This is a genomic window from Bacteroides sp. OF03-11BH, from assembly GCF_003604005.1.
In the GTDB taxonomy this organism is placed as follows: domain Bacteria; phylum Bacteroidota; class Bacteroidia; order Bacteroidales; family Bacteroidaceae; genus Bacteroides; species Bacteroides ovatus.
Genome location: NZ_QTMW01000002.1, coordinates 300,189 through 314,185, shown reverse-complemented (window position 1 = coordinate 314,185; position 13,997 = coordinate 300,189). Strand labels below are relative to the sequence as shown.

The 13,997-nt window shown below is 39.7% G+C and carries 7 protein-coding genes; all 7 read left to right on the top strand.

Annotated elements, in window-relative coordinates:
• Positions 1–64 precede the first annotated feature (64 nt).
• On the top strand, positions 65–4,126 hold the full coding sequence (locus DXA54_RS02850) for a two-component regulator propeller domain-containing protein (RefSeq protein WP_120078937.1): 4,062 nt from the start codon (positions 65–67) through the stop codon (positions 4,124–4,126).
• 163 nt (positions 4,127–4,289) lie between these two features.
• On the top strand, positions 4,290–5,603 hold the full coding sequence (locus tag DXA54_RS02845; RefSeq protein ID WP_243647629.1) for a hypothetical protein: 1,314 nt from the start codon (positions 4,290–4,292) through the stop codon (positions 5,601–5,603).
• A 1-nt stretch (position 5,604) separates the two neighbouring features.
• On the top strand, positions 5,605–6,120 hold the full coding sequence (locus DXA54_RS02840; protein WP_369746308.1) for a sigma-70 family RNA polymerase sigma factor: 516 nt from the start codon (positions 5,605–5,607) through the stop codon (positions 6,118–6,120).
• A gap of 134 nt (positions 6,121–6,254) precedes the next feature.
• Positions 6,255–9,491 (top strand): SusC/RagA family TonB-linked outer membrane protein, encoded by a 3,237-nt coding sequence (locus tag DXA54_RS02835; protein ID WP_004299801.1) that lies wholly within the window; start codon positions 6,255–6,257, stop codon positions 9,489–9,491.
• Positions 9,492–9,503: 12 nt separating this feature from the next.
• On the top strand, positions 9,504–11,240 hold the full coding sequence (locus DXA54_RS02830; protein WP_120078935.1) for a RagB/SusD family nutrient uptake outer membrane protein: 1,737 nt from the start codon (positions 9,504–9,506) through the stop codon (positions 11,238–11,240).
• A 27-nt stretch (positions 11,241–11,267) separates the two neighbouring features.
• Positions 11,268–12,665 (top strand): Ig-like domain-containing protein, encoded by a 1,398-nt coding sequence (locus DXA54_RS02825; protein ID WP_120078934.1) that lies wholly within the window; start codon positions 11,268–11,270, stop codon positions 12,663–12,665.
• A gap of 34 nt (positions 12,666–12,699) precedes the next feature.
• The gene (locus tag DXA54_RS02820) at positions 12,700–13,989 is read left to right on the top strand and encodes an alginate lyase family protein (protein WP_032852781.1); all 1,290 of its coding nucleotides are present in this window, start codon (positions 12,700–12,702) and stop codon (positions 13,987–13,989) included.
• Positions 13,990–13,997: the final 8 nt, after the last annotated feature.

The following is a 13,997-nucleotide window of genomic DNA, read 5'->3' as shown; positions in this document are numbered from 1 at the left end:
TAATGTATACCCTTGTTGTATTGATGTTTAATCTCTATTTTTGTCTGGCAAATTAGGCTGGCTTATGAAAAATACAAAGCGTACAAGCATTATCACACTCGTTCTCCTGCTAAGCATTTTTAAGGTATACTCACAATATATGTTTCGGCATTGGGATGTGGTTGATGGGATGTCGGATAATCAAATACGATATTTTACAATGGCACCGGATGGTCGTATGGTCATTCGAACAGCTTCTATTTTAAACATCTACAATGGTGCTACATTCGAACATTTTTATCACGATAGGCGGAAAATCTATAAATGGGATTTCAACCGGAATCAAATATTTAAAGATTATCACGATGCTTACGGACGGATATGGATGAAATCTCCGGGATATTTGTTATTATTCGATTTGAATACCAATCAGTTTATTTATGATATTGATTCCGAATTACGCCGGATGGGAGTAAGTGGAAAATTGAAGAATTTGTTTATTGATGAGAGCAAGAACTATTGGTTTCTTACCGAAGATAATACATTCTATTTTTTTGATATATCCGCAGGAGAATTACAGATAATCGAAAAGGGGAACAGTGACTTTACATATCGGCACGGTATTCCGTACGAGTTAGCTCAATATAAGAATACTTATTATATCGTATATTCGAGCGGGCTGATTCGTCGTTGGGACAAAACCTTGCGAGATTACACCGGTCAGGATACTTTTTTTGTAGGACGTATCTCTGAAGCTACAGACCGGTTAAAAATACAATCTACCTCCGATGGGAATCTATGGCTGATGTATAATCAGGCTGTTTGCTATCGTGATAAAACTGATAAAGGTTGGCAAGAGATAAGCACCATTAAAGGTATGTCCAACTTCTTTACCTGTATGGATTTGGACAAGCAAGGAAACGCATGGGTCGGTTCTTCGTGGTCTGGATTGCGGAAAATTGAAAACTCTACACATAGAATTGAAACAATGCCCGGATTGAAATTAGGTGACGGCAGTGTGTTAAGTAATGACATACAGTGCATCTTTGCCGATAATAATGGCGGAATTTGGGTAGGCACTTTGTGGCAAGGGATCTGTTACTATAATCCGAGTATGTATAAGTTCAAGCTAATTCAGACTGTTCAGAATAAAACAATGATTACCAACGAATCGGTGCGTTGTTTGTTGGAAGACGAAGACGGAACGATACTCATTGGTACTACTGCATACGGATTGATGCGTTACTCTCCTTCTACGGGAGAAGTCAGCAGGGCATTCAAAGATATTCTGTCCGGTGATCTTTGTCTGACTCTTTATAGAGACAGTAAAAAGAGATTGTGGGTTGGAACGTATTTGAATGGATTTTGCTGCATAGATGGAAAAAATGTGAGATATTACAATAAACAATTAGTTAATACAGAGTTATTCCCGGAGCAGAATATCTCCCGAGCAGTTTATGAAGATCCGGATGGGCGTTACTGGGTCAGTGTCAGTAATGAAGGAGTAGGTGAGCTAGACACCTCAACGGGAAAAATACGATTGTTGCGGGATAAACATCCGAAGATTAGCTTTCATAAACGCGATTATGGTTTTTATCCTGTCAGCAATTCTACTTTTGCGGTGTTTGGGGAAAATGGTATTTACTACTATGATACTCATAAAGATAAAATCTTTGTTCCTGAAATAGACGATCCGGATAATCCTAAATTTATGGGGCCTCAGGTAAGCTATAATTGTGTGTACAAAGATAGCCATTCGCTAGAATGGTTTGGGACGGATATTGGAATTCGTGTATGGGACGAACAAAAGAAGAAAGCTCATACGATAACTACAGAGACCGGATTGGCTAACAATTCTATATCGTCAATCATTGAGGATGATAGCGGTATTTATTGGGTATCAACGGTAAGTGGTATCTCACGAATTGAATTAAAAGAGACTTCTGAAGGATATGATTTTCTCATAGTCAACTTCAGTTCAGAAGACGGATTGCAGGGAGGAAAGTTCTATGAGAATTCATCGTTAAAAACCCGTGATGGAGAACTGTATTTTGGCGGTCATCATGGCATTAATTCGTTTCAACCTCAAAAGATTTATTATAATCATGTCCACAATAAACCTATATTCACTGCATTCCGTCTGTTCAATTCTCCTGTTAAGGAACACACAGAATATAAAGGGCGTGTTATTCTTGAATATCCGATAAATAATACTCGTGAGATTCATTTGAAGTATAATGAGAACTTTGTTACTTTCGAATTTGCCGGGCTTAACTATGTGAATACTTTGCAAACCTACTATAGGTATAAACTCGAGAATTTTGATCCGGACTGGAATGAAATAAAGACCAATGGTCTGGGAGTGGCTACCTATACCGGTTTACATCCGGGGAAATATAAATTAGTGGTATACACAGCCAATAATGACAGAAGTTGGGGAGAACAGGCCGCAGAAATGACTATTGTCGTTTCTCCGCCTTTTTGGGCAACTGTTCCTGCTTACATATTTTACATATTGATTGCAGGTGGAGTCATCTATTTGTTTTTTAAAGCTTATAGGAAGAAAAAACTTAAAAAGCAGTTCGAACAAGAGGCATTGAAACGTGAACAGCAGAAAGAAGAGCTTAATCAGATGAAGTTCCGCTTTTTCACCAATATCAGTCACGAATTCCGTACTCCGCTTACTTTGATAATGACGCCTTTAGGTATCCTTATTCAACAAGCGGAGAATCCAATGAAGGACAAATTGAAGTCAATCTATAACCATGCCGGTAATTTGTTGGAGTTGATTAATCAACTGCTTGATTTTCGGAAACTGGAGATGGGAGGTGAAAGTCTGAAATTACATCAGGCTGACATCGTAGAGTTTGTGCGGTACATTGGTTCAGGGTTTAAAGAACTGGCGACAAATCGATCTATAAAGTTTTCGATAGAGAGTGAATGTCCTGGCATGAATATCTGGTTTGATGATACGAAAATGCAACGGATTCTGAATAATATTTATTCCAATGCATTTAAATTCACTCCTGATGGAGGGCTTATCTCAACGATTGTAGCGACGGAGAAAAAAGATGAAAAGATATTCGTAAGAATCGAAATATCCGATACAGGATGTGGAATCAGTGAAAAAGACTTGAATGTGATATTTGACCGCTTTTATCAGTCGGAGCCAATTCCTGGTGTGACAGGTTCCGGTATTGGTTTGCATATGGTCAAAGAATATGTCTCTTTGCATAACGGAAAGATAGAAGTGCATAGCAAAATAGGAGTAGGAACAACATTTTTGATATATATTCCATCCGATTTGAAAGGAGACGACAGTGAATCCAAAGCTCCGGCTATGTCTCCCGATGTGGAAGAAAAGGTGGTATATTCGGACAGGAAAACTATTTTGATAGTGGAAGACAATGTAGAATTCCGTCGTTTTTTGGTGGAACAATTGATAGGTCAATTTAATATTCTGGAGGCTGGAGACGGAGCCGAAGGCGAAGAAGTTGCCATACATAAGTCGCCGGACCTGATAATATCCGATATGATGATGCCGAAAGTGGATGGTCTGGAAATGTGTGTCCGGATTAAAAACAATATTCAGACCTCACATATCCCGATTATTTTGCTCACGGCACGTATTTCAGACGAAGCTCGGATAGAAAGTTATAAAGCTGGTGCTGATTCTTATATATCGAAACCTTTCAATTATGACATATTACTGACGCGTATTAATATGCTTTTAGAACAGCAGGAAAAGCGTAAGGAAATATTTCATAAAGAAATAGAAATCTCTCCTCAGAATATCACTATTACTTCTTTAGATGAAGAATTTGTGGAGAAAGCCTTACGGTTGGTGGAAGAGAATATGGAAAATCCGGAGTTCTCGGTTAATAACTTGTGTGATGACTTGGGGATGAGTCGTAGTCAGCTATACCGTAAATTTGAGTCCATTACTGGATTGACACCGAATGATTTTATTCGTTCTGTCCGATTGAAACGAGCTGCCCAGTTGCTTCGGGGCAGTTCATATAATATTTCGGAGATTTCGGACAGGGTCGGATTCAATTCCATTAAATATTTCAATAAATACTTTAAAGAAGAGTTCGGATTCACTCCGACGCAATATCGTTCGAATGGTAGTGGAGAGACTAAATAAAAAGTCTCTCCACTACCATTTATATACTGAAAATGCCCTAAAAAGGGTATAATGAGACAAACTAACCTAATAATCGGGACAAATTATCTCAATGGTGTCGATTGGATTCGTCTATTTTTGCAGTGTGATTAAAAATAACTATGAACTGCAAAATGATGGAACCATGAAGAATATTCTATCTAAAAGAACATTTATTGTATTACCACTATTTCTTTTTTCACTTCATCCGCTTTGGGGACAGAAAAGTAACTTTAAAAATGACATTTGTATTCCGGGCAAACTGTATATGCTTTCGGATATAAGGAATGATGTTTTTGTCGAAGCACTAATTAAAAGATGGAGACCTTACAATGACTTTGTGAGATTTTCGGGTGACTGTGTTTATTCGAGAAAACTGAATCGTGTAGCTTCTGTCGATACTCCTGTGGATGGATCGAATATGAAAATCGAATTGGTCAATTCGGATGAGTTTGAAATAATAAAAGAAAAAGCAATTTCTATATGCGTAGGGAAAAAAGGAATAGGAACTCAGGAAGTTACTGTTCAGATACTGGGGGACAGTTTTGTCAACGGAGCTTTTTTCAGGGACGCGTTGCTGTCGAAGAATTATATTCCCGGTATAAAACTGGTCGGACTAAGGAATATAAAGAATGAAGAAGGACAATATGATGAAGGGCGGGGTGGATGGACAGTGAAGAAATACTTCGAGATTCCTAAAGGAGAGATGACATCATATCATGGATATATGCAACCTGTGGGTGAATATAGATATTGGGGGAGTTGTGAGTTTTGGAAAAACTGTTATAAGGTGATTAATGGTGAACTGACAGATACTGAAATAGTCTATAACTGTGGGAGATACGATCAATGCATAACTAAATTCGATAAGGAGACAGGTTATTTGGCAGCTCCGAAGAAAAACGATTTAATGTATGATAATGCACGTGGAAGCTACATGGTTTATACAGGAAAGAAGTGGAAGAATGTTGAGGTTGATGAGAGAAAATGGGCTTTCAATTATAGAAAATATCTGGATATGTGGAATCTTGATGCACCTAAGTTCTTTGCACAGATGTTGGGGCTCAATGATTATCGCGACAGTTTGACGGCCGATTATCGGGAATGGAATAAAAAGATTGCCGAGATGAAAGAGTCATATTACAAAGCTGTGCCCGATGGTAAATTTATAATTCTGATCCCGTGTACAACCTGTGGTTCGCTCAACAATATCAGAGGAGATTTTACGTTACGGCAGAATGCAGCCATGTGGCAACTGCGAAAAAATATCATTGATACATTTGATGGTAGGGAAAGTGAAGGATACTATGTCGTTGACATAGGCATTACCATTGATAATGAAAAAGGGTACAACCGGAATCGTGACGGAATACAGACCGGAAATCCCCATCCATATCCTAATTATCCGACAATGGGAATTCCTCTTGCTGCCTTTATTCAATATTATAGAGAACTTTAAAATAACAATGATGGCTAATACTTTTGATGATATCATAACTTGCTCTTATAAAGAGTATCACCAGATAATTCTCAATTACATAACCTATCGCATCACTCATCGTTGTGAGGCAGAAGATTTGGCTCAAGATGTATTTGTACGTTTATTGGATTATAAACAAATGCTTCGTCCGGATACTGTAAAGTATTTCTTGTTTACCATTGCCCGTAACATCGTAACCGATTATTTACGCAGATACTACAAAAAACAAGAAGTGAATAATTATATCTATGATATGATCCCTTCTTTTACTAATGAAACAGAAGAGAAGATTATTGCCGATGACTTGTGTAAGACAGAACAACGGATACTTGCTGCCTTTCCTGTACAACGGCGTACGGTGTATGCGTTGAGCCGTTATGAAGAAAAAGATACGGAAGAGATAGCCAATATGTTGAATCTTAGTCAGCGTACGGTAGATTATCATTTATTTTTAGGACGTCGTGACATGCGCCGATATATGAAGAATTGCATTTAATATGAACTGAATTAATAAATAGAAGTGAAGCCAATGAAGAAAAAAAGCAGAAAAAGTAAAATGACGGGATGTCTGCACATCTTGCCGAGTCTTGAGAATAAAAATAATAATGTAAAAACCTCAGATTTAATTTCATGAAACTCCGAAAGAAAATGCTATGTATGGTAAAGCAGGTGAAGAAGATAACAATCTTTGCTTGTTTGGTGTGTGTGGTGTATCCCGTTGCTGGGATACAAGCGGCTGTCGGTGAACAGCAGTCGGTAGCACAAACCCTGAAGAAAATTAAAGGAAAAGTGATTGACGTGTTAGGTGAGCCGCTTATCGGCGTCAATGTGAGTGTAGTCGGACAAACGGGTGGTACGATTACCGACATTGATGGTAACTATTCGCTAGATGTTCCTGCGGGTGCTAAATTGAAATTTAGTTATATCGGTTACGAAGACCAAATAATTGATGCAGGTGTAAAAGCGGTACTAAATGTGACAATGAAGGAGAGTACTGAAGTGCTCGAAGAAGTGGTAGTTGTAGGATATGGCGCACAGAAGAAAGAAACACTAACAGGTGCGGTGACCGTAGTTAGTGACAAGATGTTAAAGGATAAGGGAGCTCTCTCTAATCCTGCACAGGCTTTGCAAGGACAAGTGCCGGGAGTCATTATAACCCGTAACTCGGCTGCTCCGGGAGATGAGAGCTGGAATATGAAATTACGCGGTTCATTCTCGAAGAATAATTCAGCTCCGTTGGTGATTATTGATGGTGTGGAGTCTGACGATTTTTCCCAATTAAATCCGGGTGATATAGAGTCCATCAATTTCCTTAAAGACGCTTCTGCAGCTATCTATGGTAGTAAAGCTGCCGGAGGTGTTGTTCTGGTACAGACTAAAAAGGCCAAAGAAGGTAAGGTAAAGGTGGAATATAGTGGTTCGGTAACTGCTAAATTCGTAGGGTTGCAGCCTACACTGATGACATTGGATGAGTGGTGTGATGCTATGGAACAAGCTCGTTTGAATGATAACAAAAAGCTGGCAGACGATCAATGGCTGCAATACGTAGCTTTGGCTCGTCAGAATAAGGGACATTATATTAATGTGGAGCAGTCGGGTAATCCTTTCCCGGATTCTTTCCAAGGTTTATACGACTTCGTCTTTTTTGATACCGATTGGCAAGATATCATGTGGGGGACAGCAGCTTCCACTTCACATGAACTGAGCGTATCGGGTGGTAACGAAAGGTCTGTCTTCCGTCTTTCCGGACGATATATGTATGATGATAGTAATTTGAAATGGGGTAACAATAAGAATCAACGTTATAATTTTCGTTTGAGTAATACATTCCATCTTACAAAGAACTTTGATCTTGAGTCTATCATTTTCTATTATCGTCAGGATCAAGTGTCACCGACGCAAATTGGAGAAGCTTTGACAGCCGGAACGCAACAACCGGGTTTTCCTTCTTCCACGATGGATGGGAAACCTTATGCGTGGGGTAACTGGGCTACGCCCAACTGGCGTTGTGAATTGGGAGGAGACAACAAACTCAACACTTCCGGTATCAATATCAGTGAGACATTTAAATATCGTTTTGACGAGCATTTTGATGCAGTAGCCACTTTGGGGTATAACACCTCTACTGCCATTCGGGACGTGAAAAACCAAACAGTAGATTATTATGACTACACTGGTACAAAACGGGAAACGCGTGTGGAACCCAGGCAAGAGGATACTTATTATATTAAAACAACTGCACGAACCAATCTGTATACGTTAAATTTCTATTTGAACTGGAAGCGGACATTCGGTAGTCATAACCTCGGAATGATGCTTGGTACGCAATATAGCATGAAAGAATATGATTATACTGCAACTAAGGCTTTGAATATTTTACCTTCACTGAATATTATCAACGGAATAGGAGAGATAACATTACGCAACACAAAGAATGAAGGACCTTCCAGATATCAGGAAGCATTGCTTTCTTATTTTGCACGTTTGAACTATAACTATAAATCCAAATACTTGCTTGAAGGAAATTTCCGTTATGACGGTTCTTCTAAATTTCAGCCGGAGAATCGTTGGGCTTTCTTTGGAGGTGTATCCGGAGGATGGCGTATCAGTGAAGAAGAGTTTGTGAAAGGGCTGGGTGTTTTCGATGATTTGAAACTACGTCTTTCTTATGGTACAGTGGGTAATCAGGGAGGTATTGATCGATACGATGGTGTGCAGCTATACGATTTCAAACAGAATGGAGGTGCATTAGTGGGGAGTGGTTTACTTTCCTATGTGGATACAAACGGTAAGCTGTTGAGTACAGACCGTACATGGGAAGTCATCAAGAACTACAATATCGGTTTGGATTTCGGTTTCCTGGATAATCGACTGACAGGTACTGCCGAACTTTTTTGGAAGAAGTGTAACAATATGTTGATTGATGTCACCTATCCTGGAACATTGGGGGATAAAGCTCCTACCGCTAATAGAGGTAGTTTTAAGGCAAACGGTTGGGAAGGCACGATTAACTGGTCGGATAAAATAGGAGAAATTTCCTATCATCTGGGGGGGACTTTCACCTATACCACTAACAAATTGGTAGATAATGGGGGTGACGCTGTGATTAAATCCGGTGTAGTTTCAAATCGTGAAGGCTATCCGTTGAATTCCGTGTTCGGTTTGAAATATTGCGGTAAGATACAAACGCAAGATCAGTTGGATAAATATATTAATCAATATGCCAATGGCAATAACAATATTGCTATGCCTGGTAACTTGCGTTTGGGAGATAATATGTATGAAGATGTCAATAAAGATGGTAAATTGACAGAAGCTGACTATGTATATTTGGGAACTGACGATCCGAAGGTGTCTTTCTCTTTTAATGCCGGATTATCGTGGAAAGGCTTCGATGTCTCGGTTATTTTCCAAGGAGCCGGTAAACGCACAGTATGGCGTGGTGGCGAAAATAATCAAAAGGGAAAGAATGACAATTGGCGGATACCGATGATGTCTTGGTATAATAATTCAACGAATCAGTCGGTTGGTAATGTATGGTCGGCAGAAACGCCGAACGCCCATTATCCCACTTACACACATCAGACACAGATCAATCTGTATAACTATATTTGTTCTTCCTGGTCAGTGGAAGATGGTGCTTATCTTCGTCTGAAGAATGTTACGTTAGGCTACACGTTTCCGGCAAATGTGCTTTCGAAGACTAAATTCATAAGCTATGCCCGTATTTATGTATCGGGAGCTGATTTGTGGGAGAATAGTAAAATCAAGGATGGATGGGATCCGGAAGCGTCGCGCAAAGTAGAGACATTTGGCCGCTATCCTTTTACGAGAAACCTGACGGTAGGATTAAACTTGACCTTTTAAATATTAAATAGTATGAGATTAAATAAAATAAAAAATCTGTTTGTCGTTTTAACCTTGGGACTGTCCACACACTCTTGCCTTGATCTCGAGCCGCAAGAACAGTTGGCGGAAACGAACTACTGGAACACACCGGATGACTATATGCTATTTGCCAATCAATTCTATGGCTGGACACGTCACTTTTCAGGAGCAATGGAATATAAGTCGACAAAACCGGTACATTCTGATTATACTTCAGATCTGTTTACCAATAAAGATGAACGTAATTTATTTAGCAATGGAAGCAATGCTGTACAGCCTGCGGATGCTAACTATACCAGCAATTACTCGCACATCCGCCGTACGAATCTGTTATTGAAAAATGCAGAGTCATATGCCACTCCGAGTGACATAGCCCAGTATGTGGGTGAAGCAAAATTCTTTCGTGCTTATTCTTATTTCGATTTATTGCAACTATATGGCAATGCTATTTTGGTGAAGGAACCTATGGAGGTAACTGATGCGCGAATGTATGTCAAGCAGAATGATCGTAGTGAAGTGGCTGATTTCATCATTAAAGATTTGAAAGAAGCCGTTCCTCTGTTACCGAAGTTCTCCGAAATACAAGAGTATGGGCGCATAAGTCGGGAAGGATGTCAGGCATTCTTGTCACGAGTGGCGTTGTACGAAGGTACCTGGCAAAAAAGTCGTGGTAACGTAGAACGTGGAAAAGAACTGCTGGATATTGCGGCGAAAGCTGCCAAAGACGTGATCGATAGCAAAACATTCAGTTTGTTCAAACCGGAAGCATTGGGTGACAGTGCACAGAAATATATGTTCATCTTGGAGGATGCGAAGTCTAATCCTGCCGGATTACAGAAAAGTGCTAATAAAGAATATATATTTGCTCGGCGCTTTGATGAAATATTGGCACCTATCAACTGGAATATTACACAAAGTTCATTATATAATGCAATATGGATTAGTCGTAAATTCGCCAATATGTATCTTTGTCAAAATGGACTTCCCATCACTTATGGAGGAAAAACAAACCCTCAATTCAAAGGGTATATGAAAATAGATGATGAATTTCAGGATCGTGACAATCGTATGCGTTATACAATGATGCGTCCTCACGATAACTTTTGGAACAATCAGAAACCACGTACTTCTTGGGATGGAAAGGATAAGAACCCATATATCTCTAATTTTGTGCCGAAGACGGGGACCGGATATCACAATCAGAAATGGGCAACAGAGCGTAAGGTGGAAGATAAAAAAGAAGGTTATGATTTTCCTATAATCCGTTATGCTGAAGTTTTGTTGAATTATGCAGAGGCAGTGTATGAACAGGACGACAAGATCTCGAATACTGACCTGAATATTTCCTTGAATTTGGTGCGTCTCCGTGTTAATCCGGCTATGACTCCATTGACTAATGAACTGATTACTCAAAATGCGGGTATGGATATGCGGACAGAAATCCGCCGTGAACGTACCATTGAACTATTCAATGAAGGCTTCCGCTTAGATGACCTGAAACGTTGGAAGACAGCAGAAACAGAAATGCCGATGGATATTGTAGGAATTCAGTGGAAAGGTACGGAGTATGAAAAAGTGTGGGCGAATTGTCCTTATGAGACCAATGCTGAAGGTTGTATCATTATTGAAAAGGGGCGTAAATGGGAAGAAAAGAACTATCTGTTCCCGTTGCCGAGTGACCAGTTGCAGTTGAATCCTAATTTGCAACAGAATCCCGGATGGGAATAATAATAAAAACAAATAATTGTAAGTGACATGAAAAACAGATATTCATTGTTTAAGAAAGGATATTGGGAGGCTGGTGTATTACTTGGCTTATGTCTGTTAATAGCTTCCTGCGGAGAGAAGGAATTTACTACTGACATGCCCGAGAACAAGTTGATTACAGCTATTTCATTGAAAGTGAGTAGTGAACTGCCTGTGCAGTTGGGAACAGATACAACTATTGTCTATCATATTACTCCCGAAAATGCGGATCATACAGAGTTGAAGTGGACGACTACTAACGAATTGGTAGCTACAGTATCACAAGATGGAACGATTTCTGCCAAATCGTTGGGAAAAACGATGATTACCGTAACTCCATCGGTAGGATTTGGAACAGCATCCACTGTACGGACTATCGAGGTAACAGTGATTCCGGAAGTAATCAAGACTACCGGGATTCAGTTTACAAACGTTGAGGAAGGAGTTTACGAAACTGATAAATTACAGTTGAAATATGATATATTGCCTGCTGACCATACTTATTCTTATTTGACTTGGGCAAGTAGCAATGAAAATATTGCGACGGTAGATAAGAATGGAGTAGTGACGGGGATAAAAGCCGGAGATGTGACTATCTATGCATATACGCACGATGGCAGTAATGTAAGAGGAGAATATTCATTGAAAGTGATGAAATATGAACCTGCGACGAATGTTGAGATTGTTCCTCATACGGATGTTCTCTACTGGAAACAGCAACTTGATTTAGACTTTACGCTAACACCGGAAGTAGCTACTGTAAGTTCTGTGGAATGGACATCAAGCGATGAGAAGGTATTGACTGTGGAAGGAGGAAAAGTGAAAGCCATGGGCTTCGGAACAGCCACTGTTACTGCCACTTGTATAGAGACTGGCAATAAATCGACTATCGACTTGACTGTAGCCTCAGGTTTTTATGTATGGGATGCCACAACAGACTTTGAGGGATGGGTTATCAATAGTAATATTGGCTCTATGGAGCGTAAAGACGGAAAACTGGTTATGACCGTGACTGCTGATAATAATAAGCGCGTGTATATGCAAAGAGTCTATAGTACGGTAGCTAATCAGATGGATATGAATTTTAAAGATTATCCGGTGATTGCCATGAAATGCACAGATATACCATCGGGTGCACAATATACTCTTAATCTTGCTAACTTGGGAAATACCGTAAATATCGCACCGGCTATGAAAGTTGAGAAATTGTCAGATGGTACACAACTGGTTTATTATGACGCATCTTCCTTAGCACAGTTTACCAATACAGAAGGGGTCGTTCCGATTAGAGCCTTTATGTTCAAGATATTAAAAGTCGATATTCCTTCATTCTCGGCAGACTGGATACGTACATTTAAGAGTGTAGAAGAAATGATGACGTTTTCAGAGGTTGAGGCTGGGAAATAATATGGACTTATATTCACCTTATAGTTAAATGATTATGAAGATAGATTATATAAAGAATCAGATAAAGGTAGCAGGCATGGTGATTGCCTGCACCTCACTATGCTCGTGTAACAGTGAAATAGAAGATGGGACGACCGATATAGATAGTTGGCCGCTGCCTCGCATAGAAGTGACCTATCCTACGGAATTTGAACACCCGGGAGTTGTTTTTACTGTAGAAGACATCGAGCGTTTTCGTAAGATTGCTACCCAACAGATACAACCACAATATGCGGCTTATGAATTATTGAGTGCGGATAAACTCTCTCAAAGTACATATATAATGAATGGTCCTTATGATGAAATTTATGCCGGTGAAGATGCTTCTCATCCGAACATAATGAATCAATTTGGAAACGATTTCGCGGCAGCTTGTCAGAATGCCATTATGTTTGCTACTACACAACAAAAAGGCTATGCTGATAAGTCAATGGAGATCATACGTGGTTATTCCGTTAGCCTTAAAAAGCCGGTCTATAGTGCGAGACAAGCTGGTTTGGATCATGTGCTGATGGTGGGTAACTTATGCATAAAACTAGTTTATGCTGTTGAACTTATGCGATATCTTGATGGCTCCGGGATGACGAATGAGGACTTTCAGGGAGCATGTGATATGTTTAAGCGGTGTTTTATTCCCGTATTAGATGATTTCTTCTCTATCACAGAGCCTAAGAATAAGGCAGTCGGTAACTTTGGCGCATCTGCCATTAACTGTTACATGGCCATGGCGATTGTATTGGATGATATGGAAATGTATAAGAAAGCTATAGATATTTATCTTTACGGATATGAAAATGGTTCTATACGTTATTATATAGATGGAGAAACTGGACAATGTCAGGAAAGTGGTCGTGACCAAACACATGCACAGTTGGGATTAGGTATGATGTCCATGCTTTGTGAGACGGCCTGGAAACAAGGTACTGATCTCTACGGTGTGTTAGACAACCGCTTGCTGAAAGGCTATGAATATACAGCTAAATATAATTTAGGGTATGATGTGCCATTCAAGTATATGCCGGAACTCACCGGGAAGTATAATTGGTATGAAATAGACGAAGTAGACAAGAAAGAGGTAGCCAGTGGTCAGAGACCTGAATCAAGACGTGGTAAATTTGCTCCTGTCTATGAGCGGGTGTACAATCATTATGCGACACGTTTAGGATTGGGAATGCCTTATGTGAAAGAAGTCTTAGAAACAAAGGTTCGTCCTGAAAACGCCGGTACTGATATTGCTCATTTGGGGTATGGGACTTTTCTGTATTGTAGCGAAGGTTTTGAATAGTAGTTTAT